Below are 20354 nucleotides of genomic sequence, written 5' to 3'. Positions count from 1 at the left end.
GGTCCTCCGTCAGATGTCTTGCAGGCGGTAGACCCGCCTTGCGGTGTCGCTGAAAATGGCATCGTGGACGTCGGCGGGAACCGCCGCGCGGTGGGCTTCGATCAGCCCGGAATAGGAGGTCCAGAGCTTCTCGATCGGAAAGTTGGAGCCGAACAGGCAGCGCTCCGCGCCGAACAGCGCCAGCGTCTGCGCGACGACGAGGCGGATATGATCGCTGTCGTTGGCGCGCAGGAAGGTGCCGAGCCCCGAGAGCTTGCTGACGATGTTGGGCTGCGTTGCCAGCAGCGCCATCCCATCACGCCAGGCGGACATGCCTTCGGGGGAAAGGTCCTCCAGCATGCCGGCATGCTGGAGGACAAAGGTCACCTTCGGACAGGCAGCGGCAAGCTCGGCTGCTCCAGCCATCTGGCCTGCGAAGACCTGGAGGTCGAAGCTGAAAGTGTAGTCGGCAAGGTGGCCGACATTGGCCTGCAGCCGCGGATCGCGCGCCAGATCGGGAGCGCTGGCGAAACGGTAGAGCGCGTTTTCGTGCCAGTGCAGTTGCATCCGCACGCCACGGATCCGTGGATTGCGCGCAAGCGCGTCGAGCTGGGGACGGGCATCCCCAGCGAGCAGGTCGGCATAGGCGACGATCGCGATCGGAAAGCCGCTCTCCTCCGAGGCCTGCGACACGAAATCGACCTCGTCGAGATAACGCTCCGGCGCCCAGTTGGCCTGGACATAGACGGCCTGCGTCATGCCCTCGGGCCGGCAATCAGCCAGATATTCCGCGATCGGATAGTCGCGCCGGATCGGCTCATAGGGTCCAAAGATGCGCGGCTGCATCGGGCCGAGCAGCCAGGGCAGATCCGCCTGCCGCCAGATGTGGAAATGGGAATCGATGATGCCCGTCATGCCGCTCGCGCGCCCCCGAGTGAAAGGATGTGCCCGCAGATCCGCGCCGTACTCGCGCCGTTGGCGAGGCTGGCGAGGTTGGGCAGGATCAGCCGCAGCGCCTCGGTCTCGGGACGATAGCCCGGATCGGCGGCCAGCGGCGTCAGCCAGTCGATGCGGTGCGCCCGCGCCGCGAGCCGGGCCACGGCCGAGACGAGTGCTGCCTGGTCGCCGCGCTCCAGCCCGTCGGACAGCACCACGACGACCGCGCCGCGCGCATAAGCCGCAAAGCGCGGCACGGCGAGGAAGGCCAGCAGCGCATCGCCGATCCGCGTGCCGCCGTCCCAGTCGGCGACGAGGCCGGACGCCTCGATCAGCGCCTGCTCGCGCCGGCGGCGGCGTAGCGCCCGCGTTACCCGCGTCAGCCTCGTTCCGAAGGTGAAGGCCTCGGCGCGGGGCGCAGCCTGGATCACGGCATGGGCCAAGGCCAGATTGGCGTCGCTGCGCTGCTTCATCGAGCCGGAGACATCGATCAGCACCAGGATCGGGCGCGGCCGGGTGACGCGACGCAGCTTCTTCAGGCTCATCACCTCGCCGTCATGGCGAATGGCGTCCCGGAGACTGCGGGCGAGATCGACCACCGGACCACGGCGCGCGCCGCGATGGCGATAGCCGCGCCGGCGCGGCAATGCCGCCGGCAGCGCTCTGGCAAAGCGGCGCAGCACCTCGTTGTCATCGAGAGGCTGCAGGCGGCGCACCGACAGCGCTTCAGCGCCCGTGGCCGCCTGCCCGGTCTCGTTGATCTCCTCGCCGAGCAACACCTCGCGCGAACCGGCATCCTCCTGCACCGACATCTCCTCGTCGGGCACGAAGTCCTCATCACCCGGCTCAGTGATGGCGCCAAGGAAGAGCAAGTCGAACAAGGCGTCGAAACGTGGGCGTTGCTCGGGATGGGGAGCGAACGTCGCAAGTGCCGCCTTGCGGACGTGCTCGATGCTGCGCGGGCCCAGCAGTTCGACCGCCATCAGGAAGGAGGTCGTCTGTTCCGGAGCCACGGCAAAACCGTTCTCGCGGAGCAGGGCCGGAAAAGCCAGGAGGACACGTGTGGCGGCGGGAACGGGCGCCATCACGCCGCCAGCCCCGGAATGAACAATGGCAGCCGCGGGCGCAGATGCGCCATGTCCTCTTCGTCCTTGATGGCGGTGCCGAGCGAGCGACGAAAGGCTTCGGGCCAGGTTGCGCCGGTCTGCGCCAGTGCGGTCGCGGCTTCGGCCCAGTCGACAGCCTCCGCGACACCGGGGGGCTTGGCGAGCGGCTCCTGCCGCAGCAGTCCGACGGCATGGACGACGGCGCGCGCAGTGCCCTCGGCCACGGCGGAGGAGCGCAGCATGATGATCTGCGCTTCGCGCTCAGCCTCGGGATAGGCGATGTAGTGGTAGACGCAGCGGCGGCGCAGCGCCTCGTGCAACTCCCGGGTGCGGTTCGAGGTCAGCACGACGACCGGCCGTTCTGCCGCGCGCAACGTGCCGCGTTCGGGAATCGAGATCGAGAAGTCGGACAGGAATTCGAGCAGGAAGGCCTCGAATTCATGGTCGGAGCGGTCGATCTCGTCGATCAGCAGCACGGTGGAATCCGGCCGGCGCAGGGCCGCCAGCATCGGCCGTTCGATCAGGAAGTCATCGCGGTAGATATCGGGCGTCTCGCCTTCGCGGGCCTGCCGGATCGCCAGCATCTGGCGGGGATAGTTCCATTCGTAGAGCGCGCCGGACGCATCGATGCCCTCGAAGCATTGCAGCCGGATGAGCTGCCGGCCGAGGATGCCGGCGAGCGCCTTGGCAGCCTCCGTCTTGCCGACGCCCGGCGCGCCCTCCAGCAGCAGCGGCTTGCCGAGCGCGAGCGCGAGATAGCCGGCGGTCGCGATACCGTCATCGGCGAGATACATCGCCGCGCGCAGCACTTCGGCCAGCGCTTCGGGGCTCGATATGCCGGCAACGGTGGTTCTCAGCGCCATGCCGTCACCGCCAGTTCACCGGGCCGCCACGGCGGGCCTGCGGCTTGACGCCGCCATTGGCCTTGATGCCGCGCAGGATCTTCTCGGGCGTGATCGGCAATTCGTCTACGCGCACGCCAATGGCGTTGTAGACGGCGTTGGCGATCGCCGGCAGCACCGGATTGGCGCACATCTCGCCGGGCCCCTTGCCGCCGAACGGCCCATCCGGCGCCGGCCGCTCCAGCACCGTGACGTGATAGGGCGCGATGTCGCCCGGCCCCGGCATCAGATATTCGTTGAAGTCGCGCGGCCCGTGCTCGGGGTTGGGATAATAGGGCTCGGGCGTCTCGTAGAGCGCGTGGCTCATGCCCATCCATGCCCCGCCGACGAGCTGTTGCTCGACCATGCGCGGATTGATCACCCGGCCGAGCTCATAGGCGCTGGTCATCCTCTGGACCTCGACCTCGCCGGTCTCGTCGTCGACGGAGACGTCGGCGACCAGGCAGGCATGGGCGAAGGCCGTATTGGGGTTCATTTCACCGGTCTCGGCGTCGACCGCCGAGAGCGGGATCAGGAAGATGCCGCGCCCTGCGATGGTCTTGCCCTGCTTGAACTGCGCCGCCTGCGCGGTGGCCTTCACGGTGATCGTCTTCGAGGGCGCACCGCGAACATGGATGTTGCCGCGCCCGTCGGTGACGAGGTCGGCGGCGTTGACCTCGAGTTCCTCGGCAGCGGCCTCCAGCAGCACGCCGCGCGCCTCCCGGGCGGCGACGATGATGGCGTTGCCCATGCGATGCGTGCCGCGCGACGCGAAGGAGCCCATGTCGTGCGGGCCGGTGTCGCTGTCGGCGGTATCGACATGGACGTCCTCGATCGGCACGCCCAGCGTCTCGGCCGCGATCTGCCGCGAGACCTGCTTCATGCCCTGGCCCAGATCGATCGCCGAGAGCGCGACCGTGAACTTGCCATCGGGGTTGGAATGGATCAGCGCCTGGCTCGGATCGCCGCCAAGATTCATGCCGATCGGATAATTCACCGAGGCCATGCCCCTGCCTTCATGACGGGCCATCTCAGCGCCTCCTCGTACCGAAGACCGACGAGAACCGCACTGCCCCATGTGACGTTTGCGCCGGCGGCTGCGGTGGGGGTGGCGGTGGCGGTGCCGCCATGGGCGGGGGCGGATAGCCGGGCGGGATGCCCGGCGGCTGATAATGCGGTGGCAGCGGAGGGGCCGGTATGGCGGATGCGACCGGCCGGGCGGGCTCGTAGCGCGGAACCTGCGTCGGCGCGGGACGGCCGTCGCGCTCACCGTCCATGATCGGCTGCTTGCTGAGCGGAATCCGCGCCGTCCCCGCAGGCAGGATTTCGCCGGCTGGCCCGTTGCGTGTATCCGGCCGGCCGATCTGGCCGCGCTGGTCCAGCATCGTCGCCGGAATCTGTGCCCGCTCGCCTGTGCCGCCGCCGACCAGCGAGGATTGCCGCTTCGCTTCGTCGGGCAGCGGCCAGTTCGCCTTCTCGGCCGCGACCTGGACGCATTCGATCAACGCCGTGTTCTTGGCGACGCGACGATGTGGCTTCATGTCCCCGTCGCGATAGGCGTTGAGGATGCGGAACGTCATCGGATCGATGTTCGCCGCCTCCGCCAGGCGGTCCATCTGGACCTCCAGCGCGAAATCGACGGCGGTGATGCCGAAGCCGCGCATCGCGGTCGAGGGGCAGCGATTGGTGTAGGCGACATGGACGTCGGAGGCGACGTTCGGGATCCAGTACGGCCCCGGCAGATGGGCCGTGCATTTGATCGCGGCGTAGCTCGAAAGCCGCGTATAGGCGCCAGCGTCGAAATAGCTGCGGACGTAACGGGCAACGATGCGCCCGTCCCGCATCAGCCCATCCTTGATGTAGATGCGCTCGGCGCCGCGCGGCGAGCCGTAGAGCATCTCCTCCTCGCGATCGAGCACGAAGCGCACCGGCTTCCCGGTCAGCATGGCACCGAGGACGGCCAGCGGCTCGGTCAATGCATCGACCTTGCCGCCGAAGCCGCCGCCGACCGTGCCGCCGATGAAATGCAGCCGGTTGGATTCGAGATCGACGATCTTGGCGGCCGTGCCGAGGGCGAAGAACAGGCCCTGGGCGCAGGAATGCACGACATAGCGGCCGTTCTGCTCGGGGGCTGCGATCGAGCCGTTGGTTTCCGTCGGCGCATGCTCGATCGGCGACATCTGGTAGCGGGCTTCGACGATGTGGTCGGCCTGGGCGAAGGCCCGCTCGACATCGCCGAAGCGCAGCTTCTGGTGGTCGAAGCGCTGGTGATATTCGAAGTAATTCCCGGGATAGGTGTCGTTGACCACCGGCGCGCCGGGCTTCAGCGCCTCCTCGACATCGAAGACCGCCGGGATGGGCTCGTAGTCGATGCGCACGAGCTGGCGCGCGGCAAGCGCCGCCGCCTCGCTCTCGGCGATGATCGCGACCACCGGCTCGCCCTTGTAGCGGACCTTGTCGACGGCAAGCGAGGGCTCGTCGTCCTTTCCGAAGTTGATCAGGCTGAGCAGCGTGTTCTTGTTCACCGGCACGTCGCCGGCGCGCAGCACGCGCTTCACACCCGGAGCGCGCTCGGCGGCCGATACGTCGATCGAGCGGATGCGGGCATGGGCGTGCGGACTGCGAACCGCCTTCAGATGCAGCATGCCGTCGAAGGCGTGATCATCGAAGAACTTCGTCCGGCCCGTGACATGGCCAGGCATGTCCTGACGCTGCAGGCCCTTACCGATGACGTTGAGATTGTCATCGCGCTCGTCGGCGAAGAGGTCCTTGCGCATTTCAAGCATGGCTGGCTCCTCAGGCGCGTCGCGCCGCTGGCGAGCCAGCAGCGGTCAGGATCGCGGCGATGATCGGTTCGTAGCCGGTGCAACGGCAGATATTGCCGCTGATCGCCTCAACGACCTCGTCGCGGGTCGGGTTCGGGTTCCTGCTCAGCAGAGCCCTGGCGACGGTCAGCATGCCCGGCGTGCAGAAGCCGCACTGGGCGGCAAAATGGTCCATGAAGGCAGCCTGGAGCGGATGCAGCTCCGGCCCGTTCGCCATGCCTGACGCCGTCTCGATCTGACGGCCCTCGCAGGAGATCGACAGCGTCAGGCAGGAGAGCTGCGGTTCGCCATCGACCAGCACGGTGCAGACACCGCAGGCGCCCTGCCCGCAGCCATACTTCGGAGCGAAATCGCCGAGACCGCGCCGCAAGGTCTCGAGCAGCGTTTCGGGCGCATCCACGAAAGCCGCGCGGTCTGAACCGTTGAGCCTGAACTGGACCGGAACCTTGGCCATGTGCGTCGCTCCTCAGCGCTCTTCGCCGGCGAGGAGCCGGCCGAGATGGACGGGCAGCACCTCGCGGCGATACCACTCGCTGGCGATCGCGTCGGTCGCAGGCCTGCAGCCTTCCAGCGCCGCCTGCCTCGCGGCATGGATCGCGCCTGCATCCAGCGTCTTGCCCTCCAGCGCGCGCTCGACGCCGCGCGCCCTGACCGGCGTCGGCGCCATGGCGCCATAGGCGATGCGCGGCTGCGATATCCGGCCGCCGGCCGCCGGCAGGAGGGCTGCGATCGACATCAGCGAAATGCCCTTCGGCTTGACCCGGCTGATCTTTCGGAAGCGGAAGTCGCCGGCGTTCTGAGGACGGGCGAACTGCACAGCCGTGACCAAGCCCTGCCCGCCACGCTCGCGCGCGGCGAGGAACTCCTCGATCGGGATGCCGCGCCCGGAACTGTAGCCCGCCTGCACCACGATCTGCGCGTCGAGCGCCAGCAGAGCGACCGTGAAATCGCCATAGGGGGTTTGGGCGAAGAGATTGCCGCCGACGGTGGCCATCGTTCTGACGGCCGGGCCGCCGATGGCGCGCGCCGCCGGATGGAGGAAAGCGAGGTCGCGGTTGGCCAGCACCATCGCCATGGTCACACCCGCGCCGATTTCGATGCGCGCGCCGCCGGCGCTCATCTGGCGGAAGGCGGGGTCGGTCACGCGCACCAGGGTGCCGCTCGTCAGCCTGCCCTCGTTGACCTCGCGCATGACGAGCGTTCCACCGCCGATAAGGTGGGCCTGCCGGTCTCCGGAGAGAATGCCGGCGGCTTCGGACAGGCTGGCGCAGCTTCTCACATCGAGCATGTCAGGCGTCCTCTCGCACGAGCAGATCCCGCACCGCTTCGATACCGTTGGTGTAGACCTCGTCACCGACGATCCGGGCCAGTTCCGCCTCGCGCCCCAACGGCGTGGTGAACCGGCTTTCCCAGTGCCAGAAACTGCGATTGCCATCGGTCACGGGCAGCAGCCGGACATGGGCGACGTAGTTGAACAGCGGTATGGGCGTGTCGAGCAGGCAGTAGCTGAAGGTCATCTCCAGATCCGACAGCGTTAGCAGTTGCTCGCGCAATTCGCTGCCATCCTGCAGCGTGAAGCGGCGCACGCAGCCGACGCGATCGGACGGATGGCCGCGTTCGATCTCGCTTTTCGCCACGATCGGGTGCCAGCGGTCGTGGCCGTTGAAGTCGCGCAGAACCGACCAGAGCCGATCGACCGGCGCATCGATGATCGTGCTGCGGACGACATGCGGCATGGCCCCTAGCCTCCGAAAGCGCGCTTCAGCGCGTCGAAACCGCCCTGAAAGACGTTGCCGCCGATGCCCGCGACGAGCTCGGCCTCAAGTTCGGGCGCGCAGTCGAAATCCGCCGACCATTCCGCAAACGTCCGGTCCTGGTCGGTGATCGGCGTCAGCCTGAGCGTCGCGACATAGTTCGTCAGCGGCATCGGCGATTCCAGGATCGAATAGGTGCAGAACATGTCGTAGTCCGAGAGGCCGAGAAGCTGCTCGCGCAACCGGTCGCCGCTGCGCAGCGAGAAGGCACGGATGCAGCCGACCTTGTCGGACGGCTCGCCGTTCTCGATGCGGCTTTCGGCGATCCGGGGATGCCAGTTCGGCAGGCCGTTGAAGTCGCGGACCCGGGCCCAGACCCGGGCGGCCGGTGCGGCGATGACGCTGGAGACGTAGACGCGGGCCATCGATCAGCGCCTCACGACTTCTTGCGGGAGCGGGAGCCCCCGCCGGGCCCTGCCCCGGGAGGGGCGGCTGCCTCGGCTGCTTCACCGCCTTCGCGTGGCTTTGAGGCCTGCGCGTCCTTGGCGACGCGCTGCATGTCGGAGGCCTCGCGCATCAGGCCGCCCATCTTGGCGAGATTTCCGCCCTCGATGCCGATCTCCTTCAACACCTGGTCGATCATCGGAGCCTGCACGCGGTAGCGCAGCGCCGATTCGATGACCTCGTCCGTCGGCGAGCGTGCCGCCCCGCCCGCCCCCGACGAGCCGCCTCCCCCAGCCAAGCCGTCGACATGCAGGATGCGGATGCCCTCGATCTTCTCCAGCGGCTTGACGCTCTCGCGCACGATCCCCTCGATCTTGTCGAGCAAGCGGCGGCGGAAGAGGCCATAGCGGGAGCCGTCGCTGAGAACGTTCTCGGCCTCGTAGAGCAACTTCTGCGCCTCGGCCTCGACGGTGCGGCGGACCTTTTCGGCCTCCGCAGCGATCCGCGTTTCCTGGGCCGCCTTCTCCGCGAGCAGGATTTCGACGGTCTTGCGCCGTTGCGCGCCCTCGCTCTCGCGAATGGTCTGGACCTTCTCCTCGGCCTCGACCGCCTTGCCGCGTGCGATCTCCGCACTGGCATGCGCCGCCGATTGCTCCAGCGACTTGGTGTAGATGGCAATGGCCTTGTCCATCGCCGCACTCTCGACCTCGCGCTCGCGCTCGATCTCGAGCTTGCGCAGCTCGCGCTGGCGGCCGACCCTCGCCTCGTCGAGACCGCGGTCCGACGAGATGCGGGCGCGCTCGACCTCCTCGTTGGAGGCGATCTGCGCTTCCTGAAGCGCTTGCGTTCGGCCGATCTCGAGCTGCTCCAGCGCGCGCCGGCGCTCGATGCGCGCCGCCTCCAGCGCCTGCTCGCGGGCGATGTCGACCGTGTCGACCTGCTGGCGCGCCGTGATCTCGGCCTGCCGCAGCGTCTTGTCGGCGTCCGTGCGCTCGACCTTCTTGGCGGCGAGCACGATGGCGCGCTGCTCTTCCGCGATCTCGATCGCCTCTTTCTGGGCAATCTGGGCAATTTCGCGGGTCTTGGTCGAGCTGATGCGCTCCTGATCGAGCTTCAGCTCGGTCGTGATGCGCTGCCGCTCGACGGTGTCGCGGCGCTTGAGTTCGGCGGTGTCGAGTTCGGCCGCACGCTGGATCTCCAGCTCCTTCGTCGCGAGTTCCGCGGCGATGCGTTCGGCCGCGTTGATCCGCTCCTGCGCGATCCTGGCGGCCTCGGTCGCCTCGCGTGCCGCGATCTCGGCGGTTTCGATCGCCTGGTCGCGGGCGATCTCGAGGCCGCGCAGATCCTCGTCGCGGCGGATGCGCGCGCTCGAAATCGTCTGCTCCTGGGTGATGCGTGCCGTCTCGGTTGCCTCGCGGGCAGCGATTTCGGCGGCTTCGACCTTTTCCGTGCGCGCGATCTCCAGCAGCCGCGTCCGCTGGTCGAGCGCGATGCGGTCGGCGGCGATCGCGTTCTCCTGCGCGATCCGCGCCTTCTCGATGGCTTCGCGAGCAGCGATCTCGGCTTCGTCGAGTGCCCGGTTGCGCGCGATCTGCAGGGCGCGGACACGCTCCTCCTGCCCGATACGGGCGGATTCGACTGTCTCGCGGGCGGCAATATCCTCCTGCTCCAGGACGCGGGTCCGCTCGATCTCGCGGTAGCGGACCTCCTGCTCGCGGGCGATGCGCTCGGCGTTGATCGCACTCTCCTGGACGATGCGGGCTCTTTCCGTGGCCTCGCGCGCTGCGATCTCGGCCGCTTCCAGCACCTTGGTGCGCTCGATTTCCTTCTGGCGGATGTCGCGGTCGGACGCGATGCGAGCGACGTTGATCGCCTGCTCGTTCGTGATGCGCGCCTTCTCGACTCTTTCGTGGGCGACGATTTCGGCCTCCTCGACCGCGAGCGTGCGGGCGATCTCTTGCTGGCGGATGTCGCGGTCGGACGCGATACGGGCCTCGCTGATCGCGCGCTCATTGGCGATGCGGAATTTCTCGATCTCCTCGCGCGACAGGATCTGCGCCTGCTCGGCCTCCGTGTCGCGGGCAGCGCGCTCGCGAGCAATCTCGGCGCGCTGCACGGCGCGCTTGATCTCGATCTCGCGCTGCTGTTCGAGCCGCGCGCCTTCGCTCTCGCGCTCGATATCGAGCGCCTGGCGCTCGGCTTCGAGGTTGCGGGTGCGGATGCGGATCATCGCATCCTGCTCGATGTCGTTGCGCTGCTTCCGCTTGTCCTCGATCTCCTCGATGATGCGGGTCAGACCTTCGGCGTCGAACCGGTTGGACGGATTGAAATATTGCAGGTCGGTCTGGTCGAGGTCGGTCAACGCGACCGATTCCAGCACGAGGCCGTTCTGGGCGAGCGCTTCGGCAGCCGCATCCTTGACCCGCTGGACATAGGCACCACGCTTCTCGTGCATCTCCTCCATCGTCATCTCGGACGCCACGGTGCGCAGCGCCGAGATGAACTTGCCGGAGAGCAGCGCATTGAGCTGGTCGGGCTGCAGCGTGCGCCGGCCGAGCGTGGCGGCCGCGACGGCGACCGAGTCGCGTTCCGGCTTCACCCTGACGTAAAACTCCGCGTCGATATCGACGCGCATCCGGTCGCGCGTGATCAGCGCATCGTTGCTGGCGCGCGTCACGGCGAGCTGCAGCACGTTCATGTTGACGGGCGTGACGTCGTGAATGATCGGCAGCACGAAGGCGCCGCCATTGATCACCACCCTTTCCCCGAACAGGCCCGTGCGCACGAAGGAGACCTCCTTCGACGAGCGCCGATAGAGCCAGTTCACCAGATAGACGACGATGGCGATGATGATCACCGCCACGATCAGCCAGAGGATCAGCGATCCGATCAGCTGTCCCGTCATGTCTTCATCCTCCCGCCCGAAACCCGGGTCACTTCGTTTTGCCGGCTTTTGGCGCCGGTCTCTTGTTTGCGTCGTGAGCGGCCTTGCCACGGCCGATGCGCTTGAAGGCGCGCGTCTGGTCGCGGATCGCAACCTCGACCGGCAGGCGCTCCATCGAGGACGCGCCATAGAAGCCGTGGCAGTGCTTGGTGTTCTTCATGATGAAGTCGGCATCGGCCGGCTCCGCGACGGGCCCGCCATGGACGAGGATGAACGCGTCCTTCTTCACCTTGAGAGCCGCCGCCGCCCAGCGATCGACCAGCGCCGGGCAATCGGCGAGCGTGAGGGCGGTTTCCGCGCCGATCGCGCCGCCGGTGGTGAGGCCGAGATGGCAGACGATGATGTCGGCGCCCGCCTTCGCCATGGCCCGCGCATCGTCCTCGCAGAAGACGTAAGGCGTGGTCAGGAGACCCTTCGCGTTGGCGAGCGCGATCATCTCGACCTCGAGCCCGTAGCCCATGCCGGTCTCTTCGAGATTCCTGCGAAAGACACCGTCGATCAGCCCGACGGTCGGAAAGTTCTGCACGCCGGAAAAGCCGACGCGCCTGACCTCGTCGAGGAAGACATCCATGCTGCGGAACGGATCCGTGCCGCAGATGCCGGCGACCACAGGCGTGGTCTTGACCACCGGCAGCACCTCGCCCGCCATCTCCATGACGATCGCGTTGGCATCGCCATAGGGCATCATTCCCGATAGCGAGCCACGGCCTGCCATGCGGTAGCGGCCCGAATTGTAGATCACGATAAGATCGATGCCGCCGGCCTCCTCGCATTTGGCCGAGAGCCCCGTGCCGGCGCCGCCGCCGACGATCGGCTCGCCGGCAGCGACCATCGCGCGGAAGCGCTTGAGCAGGGTCTTCTTGTCGAAGCGTGTCATGGCGGCGATCATCTCTGCACTGCCCGTTCGCGCCGGCGCCCGGCGTGCAGCGCCTTGAAGTGCTGTACGAGCGCGGCCGCGAAGGCAGGGTCGTTGATGTGGTGGGGCAATCGGACGAGCTGCCGGTTGGGGCTCGGGCGCACCGTCTGCTCCAGCGCCTGGAACAGCGCCGCGTCGGCCATCGGATCGTGGAAGGGCTGTCCAGGCGCATCGAGCGCGGAAATGCCGAGTTCCGGGATCAGGAAGCGCACCGGGCCTTCCATCTGGTTCAAGCGCTCGCCGATCCAGCGGCCCATGCGGGAGTTCTCCTCCGCCGTGGTGCGCATCAGCGTGATTTGCGGGTTGTGCGGATAGAGCGTGCGGGTCCGATAGCGCTCCGGCACCGTGTCCGGCGCGAAGAAATTGACCATGTCGAGTGCGCCGACCGAGCCGACATAGGGGATGCGCGTCCGGATCACCGCACCAAATCGGTCCTCCGTCGCCGGCAGGAAGCCGCCCATCATCATGTCGCAGATCTCGGTGGTGGAAACGTCGATCACGGCCCCGAGCAGGCCGGAATCGATCAGCTTCTCCATCGCCTGCCCGCCCGTGCCGGTGGCGTGGAAGACCAGCGGCTCCCATTCGGCCGCGACAAGCTTCGAGACGTGCTGGACGCAAGGCGTGGTGACGCCGAACATGGTCATTCCAACCAGCGGCTTCTGTGCAGCTTCGGCACGCCGCTGCGGTGCTGCGGTACGAAGTTCGGCAAGCCGCGCCCTGGCCATGGCGGCGATGGCGCGCGCACCGTTCCCCAGCACGAGGCGCGAGACGCGGTTCAGGCCCTGCACGTCGGTGACGGAGTGCATCATGGTGATGTCGGAGGCGCCGACATAGGCGCGCACATCGCCTGAGGCCATGGTCGAGATCATCACCTTGGGCAGGCCGACGGGCAGCGCCTGCATCGCGGGCGTGACCATCGCCGTCGCACCGGAGCCGCCGGCCGAGATGATCCCGAGCAGGCCTTCCTGCTTCGGCAGCCAGGCCTGGAACGCCTCGGTCATCGCCGCCACCGCCGTGCCCCGATCGCCCGACGAGATGCCGGCGGAGCCCCGCGGATGGGCAAGCGCGACAGCCTGCGGCGTGACGTCACCGCCGACGCTGCGGCCTGAGGTCGAAAGATCGACAAGCCGCGTGCGCAGGCCGTCGGCGCGGATCAGGTCGCGGATGAAGCGCAGTTCCTCGCCCTTGGTGTCGAGCGTACCGGCGATGACGACATAGGGCTCCCCGGCCGCGGCCGCCGCGAGCGGGCGCACCTCGCCGACGGGCCGGCCATCGCGTGTCGCCAGCGTCGGGCGCGAGATGGTGCGGGCCTGCGCCTCGATCTTCGCCGCCGGCACGGGCTGCGACCAGCGCGTCGGTTGCACCGGGTTGGCGATGTAGACCTTCGTCGGTCCGGCGGGCGCGGCGGATGGCGCGTTTGCCGGGGCGGTTCCGGCCGGGGCCTCAAGCGCGCCGTCGGTCTCGTCATGACCGTGGCGTCCGACCCCGAGCAGGCGCTGCTGCAGCTCGCGGTCTCCGGCGAGCGTCGCGGATGCGATGATGCGGTTGACCCGGCCGTTGACCATGATCGCGACCGGGTCGGACATCTGCGTCGCGACACCGATATTCTGCTCGATGACCAGGATCGCGACGTCGCCCGCCTCGGCGAGCCTGATCAGCATCTCCTCGACATGGGCGACGATGACAGGCGCGAGGCCCTCGGTCGGCTCATCCATGAGCAGGAGGCGCGGATTCATCAGGAGCGCCCGGCCAATCGCCAGCATCTGCTGCTCGCCGCCCGACAGCTGCGCCCCACCATTGTTGCGGCGTTCCGCCAGGCGCGGAAAGACCTCGTAGATGCGCTCGATCGTCCAGGCTCCGCGCTTGCCGCGCTGCATCACGCGCAGATGCTCGTCGACCGTCAGCGAGCGCCAGAGCCTGCGGCCCTGCGGGACATAGCCGACGCCCAGCCGCGCCACCTCGGCCGGCCCGCGCCCGGCGATCTCCTCGCCGAAGAAGCGGATCGAGCCGGAGCTGATCGGCACCAGCCCCATGATCGCCTTGCACAGCGTCGTCTTGCCCATGCCGTTGCGACCGACCACCGAGAGCACGCCGTGCTGCAGCGTCAGGTCGACGCCCTGCAGCGCATGCGAGCGGCCGTAAAAGACGTTGAGCCCGGCAACCTGGAGGATCGGGACGCCCGCGCCGGCCGGCGCTTTCAGCCGCTCAGCCATGGCCACCCCCGAGGTAGAGTTCCTGCACCTCGGGATCGGATTCGATCTCCTCGGGCCGGCCTTCCTTGAAGATGCGGCCATTGTGCATCATCGTCACGCTCTCGACGACGCGCAGCGCCACGTCCATGTCGTGCTCGATGATGATGTAGCCGATATGGCCCGGCAGCCCGGTGAGGATATGGACGAGGTCGCGCCGCTCGGTCGGCGACAACCCCGCGGCCGGCTCGTCGAACAGGATGAAGCGCGGCGCCCCCGAGAGCGCCAGGGCGATTTCGAGCTGGCGCTGCTGGCCATAGGCGAGTTCGCCGACGAGCCGATCCTTGACCGCCGTCAGGTGGACGGCATCGACCAGGCTCTCGGCGGCATAGGTCAGCGCATCGTCGCGGCGGGGGCGCAGCAGCGAGAAGCGGTTTCGGGAGACGCCGCGGCAGGCGAGATAGACATTGTCGATCACCGAGAGCCCCGCGAAGAGCGATGAGATCTGGTAGGTCCGGCGCAGGCCACGGCGGATGCGCTCCTGCGGCGGGAATGCGGTGACATCCTCGCCGAAGAAGCGGATCACGCCGGAACTCGGACCGAAATCGCCGGTGATGCAGTTGAACAGCGTGGTCTTGCCGGCCCCGTTGGAGCCGAGCACGGCGCGACGCTCGCCCGGCCGGACCGAGAGGGTGACGTCCGACAGCGCCGCCAGGGCACCGAACAGCCGCGATACGCCGCGCAGCTCCAGCGCATTGGCGGAGCCGGCCGCGTTCATCGGTTCGCGCTGCGGCACGGCGCTCATGGCGCGCCTCCGCCGACGCGCATCGCCGAAGCGCGCGCGTCGCTGTTGCGCCGATAACGCTCGCGCAGGCGTTCCCAGATGCCGATGAGCCCGTTCGGCGAGAACAGCACGATGATCAGGAAGCCGAGCCCGATCACAAGCTGGTAGCGCTTGCCGTCGAGGCCGAGCCCTTCGAGCACATCCAGCGAGAAGGTGCGCAGCAGCACATAGATCAGCGCGCCGATGAACGGGCCGATCGGCCGGCTCAAGCCGCCGACCACCGCGATGATCAGCATGTCGACAACCGGTCCGACGCCAGCCGTCCCGGGAGAGATTTGCCGCTGGAACCAGACCAGCAGCACACCTGCGAAGCCGGCGATCACAGAGGCGAAGGCATAGGCTGCGACGCGGTGGGCGACGACATCGAAGCCGAGCGCGGCCATGCGTCTTGGATTGTCGCGGGTGCCCTGCAGAGCGAGGCCGAAGGGTGCGCGCGAGACATAGATCACCACGCCATAGGCGAGCGCGGCGCAGCCCAGGCAAAGATAGTAGAACGCCACCGTGCCGCCCCAGTCGATGCCAAGGAAGACCGGCGGAACGATTCCGTTAAAGCCGCTAAACCCATTGAAGATCGAGTAGTTCTGCAGCGTCAGGTAATAGAATGCCGAGGCGATCGCGAGCGTGATCATGATGGTGTAGATGCCCTCGGTCCTGACCGAGAGAGCCCCGCTCAGCGTGCCGAACGCCGCCGCGATGAAGACTGCGACCGGCACCACGGCCCACCATGGCCACTTCAGGCTGATCTGCGTGATGGCGCTGTCGCCGAGGATGGCGACGAGGTAGCCGGCGAGCGCCGCCACGGTCATCTGCACGAGGCTGACGACACCGCCATAACCGGCAAGGAACATCAGGCTCAGCGCGATCAGTCCCAGGATCATCGAATAGGCGAAGATCTGGCCCAGCCAGAACGGGCTCGCCAGCAGCGGCATCACCAGCAGCAGAGTGGAGACGATCCAGAAGGCGACGCCGCGCCGCGCGACCCAGTCGGCGAGGCCTTCGCTGGCCGGAACGCGCTCACCGGTGGTGCGGGTGTCGATCACCGCCATCGCTCAGCGCCTCGCCGCCAGGCCTTGCGGCCGGATCGCCAGCACCGCGACCATGATCAGGAAGGTCAGCATCACCGCATAGGTCGGCATGTAGACGGAGCCGAACTGCTCGGCGAGGCCCACGATCAGTGCGCCCATGGCCGCACCGGGAATCGAGCCCATCCCGCCGACGATGACGACGACCAGCGAGGACAGGAGGATCTTGGTATCCTCGCCCGGCTGCAGCGACTGGAAGGTGCCGCCGACGACGCCGGCCAACCCGGCGAGTCCGGCGCCGAAGGCGAAGATCAGGATGAAGATCAGCTGCACCCGCACGCCGGTCGCCGCCAGCATGTCGCGGTCATCGACGCCGGCGCGCACCAGCATGCCGATGCGCGTGCGGTTGAGCGCCAGCCACATCAGCACCCCGAGGAGGATCGCACCTGCCAGGATCGCGATGCGCACGAAAGGATAGGTCATCATCACGGCCTCGCCATTGCTGCGCAGCGCAACGACGAAGGGCAGTTGAACCGGCCCCGATAGCCAATCGGGCGTCGTGACCTGGAAAGTGTCGCCGCCGTAACTCCAGAGAAGCAGATCGGCGAAGATGATCGAAAGGCCGATCGTCACCAGCGTCTGGCGCAGATCCTGGCCTTCCATCCAGCGGAACAGCAGGACCTGCATGAGGATGCCGACGAGCGCGGCCGCCAGGAAGGCGACCACGAGCGCAATGAGCCAGGAGTCGGTGAGGTTGCCGACACTGTAGCCGACATAACCGCCGAACAGATAAAGCGAGCCATGGGCAAGGTTGACGTTGCGCATCAGCCCGAAGATCAGCGTGAAGCCGCTGGCGACGAGGAAATAGAGCGCACCGAGCGTGATGCCATTGAACAGGGCGCTGAGGAAAACCCGCTTGCGCCCGAAGCTCGCTTCCATGCCCGGCGTCCAGACGGCGAAGACGAGCCACAGCATCAGCGCGATCGCGATCGCGATCAGCAGCGACCAGAATGGGCGTCGGGCGACGAAATCAGCCATGGCCGGCTTTCAGCGGTGCGAGGCCGACGGTCCGCAAAACCCGCCGATAGTCCCGTGGCGCCATGCCCATATGGGCGGTGAAGAAGCGGGTGAAGACGCTCTGGCAGGAAAAGCCGAGCCCGTTGCTGATCCGCGTGACCGGGTCCTCCGAGAGAGCGATCCGGTCGAGAGCGGCGTCGAGGCGCATGGTGTTGGCGAAGACCGTCGGCGTGACGCCGACCTGCTCGCGGAAGAGCTTGAAGAAATGCGCCCGCGACAGCCCGGCTTCGCGCGCCACGCTCGCCAGCACGCCACCGGAATTGCGGCACTGGGCGAGAAGCCCCCTTGCGCGCTGCACGCGTCGGTCCAGCTCCAGCGCCGGCGTGACGTGAAGCAGCGACGACGCAAGGTCGCAGCCAATCGGCTCGCTCGATGCTTGCGCGAGGGCCATCAGCACGGGTGCGAGGTTGGGTTCGGCCTGCGACGACAACAGCATGCCGACCGCTTCGTCGCGCCAGGCAGCAAGCTCGCGCGTCACGACAAGCTCCGATGACGGGAAGGCAAGCGACCCGGACGGCGTCATGGTCTGGGCGGCCAGCCATTCGGGCTTGAGGTAGACGACGAGAAACAGGCCGAAAGCCCCTTGGCGTTCGGGCTGGAAATTGTGCGGCTCCCAGGGATTGATCGCGACCGCCATGAAGGGATCGACCAGAACGGACCGGTTGTCGACCCTGACGAGGCCACGCTTGCCCTCGATATGGAAGATCAGGTGAGCTTCGCGGTGCGCGTGAAGCACCAGTGGACGGTCAAGGTCGTAGATCGAAGCTCGGCCGAAGGGGCCGTGGCACACCGCGACTGCGCGACTCATGTTCGCTCTCTCGAAGTAGTCCGCCGCTCTGTGCACGGCCTCATCAGGCAAGCCTCCCCGTGGCCGCCAGGTTCTGGCGGCGGACGAACGCGTCAACCGAGGCGTAAAACGGGCGGAAGGGGACGCGCATGTCGCCGTCTCCCTTCCGAGCGTTGTCGTTCAGCCCGTCACGGCTTGCACTCGGGATTGGTCCGCGAGGGCAGGCCTACGGCTTTGAAGGCCTCGGCCGAAAGTCCCATCGTCTGCGAGACGTTGGGCACCGTCTTGATGAACTTGTTGGTCAGATCGCCGTTCGGGAGCTCCGCGACCTCGGTGATGAAGGTCGTTGCGATCGCCTGACGGTTCTCATCGAGCTTGACCTTGCCGTTGGGAGCGTCGAGCTCGGTCCTGGCAAGCTCGGCTCGCAGCTTGGCACCGCCATCCGACAGGTCGCCGTTGATCTTGCCCATCGCGATCGCCAGGGCATTGAAGGCGTTGTAGTAGTTCGTCGCGAAGAGCGACGGGCTGGCGAAGCGCTTGTCGGCCGGAAATGCCTCCTGATAGGTCTTCACCCAGGCCTGCCACTTCGGATCGTCCCATGCATCGGCAACGCCGCTGGACGTGGGCGTTCCCACGAGCAGGCGCTTGGCGGCACCGCGCGAGGACAGCACGGTCTGGTCGGCCATGATCGAGCCGCCGATGAACTTCGCCTTGCCGCCCGTCTGGCCGTATTGATTGAGGAAGTTGACGGCGTCGCCGCCGCCAAGCCCCAGGAAAACCGCATCGACGTCGTCAGGAATATTGGCGATGACCGAGCCGAAATCCTTCGTGCCCAGCGGCACCCATTGACGCTGAGCAATCTGGCCGCCGACCTTGCAGTAGCCAAGCGCGAAGCCGAAGACCTGAGTATAGGGGAAGGAATAGTCTTCCGCGATCACGGAGATCTTCTTGTAGCCCTTGTCCTTGAAGACATACTCGCCCAGCCCGGCCATCCACTGCGCGCCGTCGCTGTTGAAACGGAAGAAGTTCGGCGAGGGATTGACATAGGTCGTCTCGAGCGCGCCCGAGGAGCCGTTGATCATCACGAGATTGGGCACGGTCTTGCTGTAGTCGCGCATGGCGATGCCTTCGGAACCCGACAGGGGGCCGATGATGAGCTGGACCTTGTCCTGCTCGACAAGCTTCCGCGCAGCGCGAAGCGCCGAGTCGGGGCTGGCGTCAGTTGCGACGGTGATGATTTCGATCTCGCGCCCGGCGATCTTGTTGCCGGCCTGCTTGGCGGCGATCTGGACGCCGCGCACGCCATCCTCGCCCCCCGAGGTCAGCGCGCCCGACAGGGTTGCCATGACGCCGATCTTGAGTTTGTCCTGGGCGTTGGCGGCTCCGGCCGCCATGACGAGAGTAGATGCCGCTACAGCGGCCAACAGCGCCTTGCGCATTCCCATATCCTCCCTGAAAGCAGCAACGCCGAAGGGATCAACGGCGCAGCCGATGGCGGATTTTTCCGCTCTAACGGAAGGTTACCACAGCGCGCCCGGCTGCCAAGACGGCTGACATTGCACACGGTCTGCTTTTGCGGCCGTCGACTGGGACGATGTCTGAAGATCGGCAAGGTTGGCAGTCTCGTCTGCGCGTCCATTGGAGGTTCTGAAAAACCACCCTCCGCCGCTCAGGTTGAAACGCGCCAGTAGCGACATAGAGGCATCACCCAAAACCCGACATTTGTGGTCGGAGCGGAGCTGGCCAGCGGATCAACCCGTTTGTCCTGATCAGGCGCGCGCCGAGAAGCGCTCCAGCACCGCGGTCAGGTTATGGCTTTCACCCTGGGCCTCATCGAGGACCAGCCGGCTTTCGAGATCGTCGAGATGCTCACTCATCAGCGCGATCGCACGAGGTTTGTCGCCGCGCCCGACGGCTTCGATGATCTGGCGGTGGTGGTCGGCGCCGCACTGATCGCCATTCTTCCGCCTGTATAGGGCATCGACCAGCGAAATCCGGGCGAGGACCTTCTCCAGCAGTTCGAGCAGAACCGGATTGTCGCCGAGCCGAGCCAGTTCGACGTGGAAGCGGCCCGCGAGCCTGGACTTCGCCGCAGCGTCGGGGGCAGCGTGAATGCGCTCCTCCTCGATCGTGAGTTCTTCCAGCGCGGCGATGCGGTCCGGCGCGGCGCGTTCGCAGACACGTTCCAGCATCAGCAACTCGATGCTGCGGCGGGCCTCCAGCAGGGCGCGCGCCTCCTCGATGCCGGGCTCCGCGACGAAGGCGCCGCGATTGCGCTTGCGCTCGACGATATGATCGCGCTGCAGCACGGCGATGGCACCGCGGACGACGGTTCGGCTGACTCCGAAATGTGCGCCGATGACATCCTCGGGCAGCTTCATGCCGGGACGAAGCGCACCCTCCGCGATCGCTTCCGAGAGCGTATCGCAGATGCGGACGACGACGTCGTCCCCGGATATGTCGCTGACACGCTCGTTCATTGGGTGTTCCGGCTGCCGTTTGTGTGCCGATACCGATAGCCCCTGCCGCCATCGGGATACAGCCCATTTTGCGGGCACAGCGTCTAAATTTGTGCAACCAGATATGTTTTCATATCTGAAACCAGAAATAAATCCTCACTGAAAATCAGATCAGAAATCAATAATATTTG

The 20354-nt window shown here is 67.0% G+C and carries 18 protein-coding genes; all 18 read right to left on the bottom strand.

The window, feature by feature from the left end; genetic code table 11:
• Window positions 1-9 precede the first annotated feature (9 nt).
• Window positions 10-894 (bottom strand): amidohydrolase family protein, encoded by an 885-nt coding sequence (locus AC1DYU_RS23495; protein ID WP_476793750.1) that lies wholly within the window; start codon window positions 892-894, stop codon window positions 10-12.
• Complete coding sequence (locus tag AC1DYU_RS23490) at window positions 891-2000, bottom strand: vWA domain-containing protein (RefSeq protein WP_476793749.1); 1110 nt, start codon at window positions 1998-2000, stop codon at window positions 891-893. The genes AC1DYU_RS23495 and AC1DYU_RS23490 overlap by 4 nt, the downstream gene beginning before the upstream one ends.
• Window positions 2000-2884 (bottom strand): AAA family ATPase, encoded by an 885-nt coding sequence (locus AC1DYU_RS23485; protein WP_476793748.1) that lies wholly within the window; start codon window positions 2882-2884, stop codon window positions 2000-2002. Before AC1DYU_RS23485 ends, AC1DYU_RS23490 begins: the two co-directional genes overlap by 1 nt.
• A gap of 4 nt (window positions 2885-2888) precedes the next feature.
• Entirely contained in the window at window positions 2889-3932 is a 1044-nt protein-coding gene (locus tag AC1DYU_RS23480) for a molybdopterin cofactor-binding domain-containing protein (RefSeq protein ID WP_158486783.1), read from the bottom strand.
• 1 nt (window position 3933) lies between these two features.
• A complete protein-coding gene (locus AC1DYU_RS23475; RefSeq protein WP_476793747.1) occupies window positions 3934-5688 on the bottom strand; it encodes a xanthine dehydrogenase family protein molybdopterin-binding subunit in 1755 nt (584 codons plus the stop codon).
• 10 nt (window positions 5689-5698) lie between these two features.
• The gene (locus AC1DYU_RS23470) at window positions 5699-6181 is read right to left on the bottom strand and encodes a (2Fe-2S)-binding protein (RefSeq protein ID WP_476793746.1); all 483 of its coding nucleotides are present in this window, start codon (window positions 6179-6181) and stop codon (window positions 5699-5701) included.
• A gap of 12 nt (window positions 6182-6193) precedes the next feature.
• A complete protein-coding gene (locus tag AC1DYU_RS23465) occupies window positions 6194-7015 on the bottom strand; it encodes an FAD binding domain-containing protein (protein WP_158487605.1) in 822 nt (273 codons plus the stop codon).
• Window position 7016: 1 nt separating this feature from the next.
• Window positions 7017-7463 (bottom strand): SRPBCC family protein, encoded by a 447-nt coding sequence (locus AC1DYU_RS23460; protein ID WP_158487606.1) that lies wholly within the window; start codon window positions 7461-7463, stop codon window positions 7017-7019.
• A 5-nt stretch (window positions 7464-7468) separates the two neighbouring features.
• A complete protein-coding gene (locus AC1DYU_RS23455) occupies window positions 7469-7906 on the bottom strand; it encodes an SRPBCC family protein (RefSeq protein WP_158487607.1) in 438 nt (145 codons plus the stop codon).
• An 11-nt stretch (window positions 7907-7917) separates the two neighbouring features.
• Window positions 7918-10830, bottom strand: a complete 2913-nt coding sequence (locus AC1DYU_RS23450; RefSeq protein ID WP_476793745.1) for a flotillin family protein — start codon at window positions 10828-10830, stop codon at window positions 7918-7920.
• 28 nt (window positions 10831-10858) lie between these two features.
• Window positions 10859-11746: a phosphoenolpyruvate hydrolase family protein gene (locus AC1DYU_RS23445; RefSeq protein ID WP_158486422.1), complete on the bottom strand. Its 888-nt coding sequence runs from the start codon at window positions 11744-11746 to the stop codon at window positions 10859-10861.
• A gap of 8 nt (window positions 11747-11754) precedes the next feature.
• A complete protein-coding gene (locus AC1DYU_RS23440; RefSeq protein ID WP_476793744.1) occupies window positions 11755-13998 on the bottom strand; it encodes a Tm-1-like ATP-binding domain-containing protein in 2244 nt (747 codons plus the stop codon).
• Window positions 13991-14779, bottom strand: a complete 789-nt coding sequence (locus AC1DYU_RS23435; RefSeq protein ID WP_476793743.1) for an ABC transporter ATP-binding protein — start codon at window positions 14777-14779, stop codon at window positions 13991-13993. Before AC1DYU_RS23435 ends, AC1DYU_RS23440 begins: the two co-directional genes overlap by 8 nt.
• Window positions 14776-15864, bottom strand: a complete 1089-nt coding sequence (locus AC1DYU_RS23430; RefSeq protein ID WP_158486425.1) for a branched-chain amino acid ABC transporter permease — start codon at window positions 15862-15864, stop codon at window positions 14776-14778. Before AC1DYU_RS23430 ends, AC1DYU_RS23435 begins: the two co-directional genes overlap by 4 nt.
• A 3-nt stretch (window positions 15865-15867) precedes the next feature.
• Window positions 15868-16878: a branched-chain amino acid ABC transporter permease gene (locus tag AC1DYU_RS23425; protein WP_476793742.1), complete on the bottom strand. Its 1011-nt coding sequence runs from the start codon at window positions 16876-16878 to the stop codon at window positions 15868-15870.
• Window positions 16871-17725: an AraC family transcriptional regulator gene (locus AC1DYU_RS23420; RefSeq protein ID WP_158486427.1), complete on the bottom strand. Its 855-nt coding sequence runs from the start codon at window positions 17723-17725 to the stop codon at window positions 16871-16873. Before AC1DYU_RS23420 ends, AC1DYU_RS23425 begins: the two co-directional genes overlap by 8 nt.
• A 167-nt stretch (window positions 17726-17892) precedes the next feature.
• Window positions 17893-19143 (bottom strand): ABC transporter substrate-binding protein, encoded by a 1251-nt coding sequence (locus tag AC1DYU_RS23415; RefSeq protein WP_476793741.1) that lies wholly within the window; start codon window positions 19141-19143, stop codon window positions 17893-17895.
• Window positions 19144-19473: 330 nt separating this feature from the next.
• Window positions 19474-20184 (bottom strand): GntR family transcriptional regulator, encoded by a 711-nt coding sequence (locus AC1DYU_RS23410; RefSeq protein ID WP_476793740.1) that lies wholly within the window; start codon window positions 20182-20184, stop codon window positions 19474-19476.
• Window positions 20185-20354 lie beyond the last annotated feature (170 nt).

The sequence above is a fragment of the Allobosea sp. P2_B12 genome (assembly GCF_056404835.1).
This window is presented reverse-complemented; position numbering and strand designations above follow the sequence as displayed.

What these genes read in the sequence shown, in the direction of transcription:
- AC1DYU_RS23495 (WP_476793750.1), bottom strand. Translation starts at nt 894, where the DNA reads ATGACGGGCATCATCGATTCCCATTTCCACATCTGGCGGCAGGCGGAT.
- AC1DYU_RS23490 (WP_476793749.1), bottom strand. Translation starts at nt 2,000, where the DNA reads ATGGCGCCCGTTCCCGCCGCCACACGTGTCCTCCTGGCTTTTCCGGCC.
- AC1DYU_RS23485 (WP_476793748.1), bottom strand. Translation starts at nt 2,884, where the DNA reads ATGGCGCTGAGAACCACCGTTGCCGGCATATCGAGCCCCGAAGCGCTG.
- AC1DYU_RS23480 (WP_158486783.1), bottom strand. Translation starts at nt 3,932, where the DNA reads ATGGCCCGTCATGAAGGCAGGGGCATGGCCTCGGTGAATTATCCGATC.
- AC1DYU_RS23475 (WP_476793747.1), bottom strand. Translation starts at nt 5,688, where the DNA reads ATGCTTGAAATGCGCAAGGACCTCTTCGCCGACGAGCGCGATGACAAT.
- AC1DYU_RS23470 (WP_476793746.1), bottom strand. Translation starts at nt 6,181, where the DNA reads ATGGCCAAGGTTCCGGTCCAGTTCAGGCTCAACGGTTCAGACCGCGCG.
- AC1DYU_RS23465 (WP_158487605.1), bottom strand. Translation starts at nt 7,015, where the DNA reads ATGCTCGATGTGAGAAGCTGCGCCAGCCTGTCCGAAGCCGCCGGCATT.
- AC1DYU_RS23460 (WP_158487606.1), bottom strand. Translation starts at nt 7,463, where the DNA reads ATGCCGCATGTCGTCCGCAGCACGATCATCGATGCGCCGGTCGATCGG.
- AC1DYU_RS23455 (WP_158487607.1), bottom strand. Translation starts at nt 7,906, where the DNA reads ATGGCCCGCGTCTACGTCTCCAGCGTCATCGCCGCACCGGCCGCCCGG.
- AC1DYU_RS23450 (WP_476793745.1), bottom strand. Translation starts at nt 10,830, where the DNA reads ATGACGGGACAGCTGATCGGATCGCTGATCCTCTGGCTGATCGTGGCG.
- AC1DYU_RS23445 (WP_158486422.1), bottom strand. Translation starts at nt 11,746, where the DNA reads ATGACACGCTTCGACAAGAAGACCCTGCTCAAGCGCTTCCGCGCGATG.
- AC1DYU_RS23440 (WP_476793744.1), bottom strand. Translation starts at nt 13,998, where the DNA reads ATGGCTGAGCGGCTGAAAGCGCCGGCCGGCGCGGGCGTCCCGATCCTC.
- AC1DYU_RS23435 (WP_476793743.1), bottom strand. Translation starts at nt 14,779, where the DNA reads ATGAGCGCCGTGCCGCAGCGCGAACCGATGAACGCGGCCGGCTCCGCC.
- AC1DYU_RS23430 (WP_158486425.1), bottom strand. Translation starts at nt 15,864, where the DNA reads ATGGCGGTGATCGACACCCGCACCACCGGTGAGCGCGTTCCGGCCAGC.
- AC1DYU_RS23425 (WP_476793742.1), bottom strand. Translation starts at nt 16,878, where the DNA reads ATGGCTGATTTCGTCGCCCGACGCCCATTCTGGTCGCTGCTGATCGCG.
- AC1DYU_RS23420 (WP_158486427.1), bottom strand. Translation starts at nt 17,725, where the DNA reads ATGAGTCGCGCAGTCGCGGTGTGCCACGGCCCCTTCGGCCGAGCTTCG.
- AC1DYU_RS23415 (WP_476793741.1), bottom strand. Translation starts at nt 19,143, where the DNA reads ATGCGCAAGGCGCTGTTGGCCGCTGTAGCGGCATCTACTCTCGTCATG.
- AC1DYU_RS23410 (WP_476793740.1), bottom strand. Translation starts at nt 20,184, where the DNA reads ATGAACGAGCGTGTCAGCGACATATCCGGGGACGACGTCGTCGTCCGC.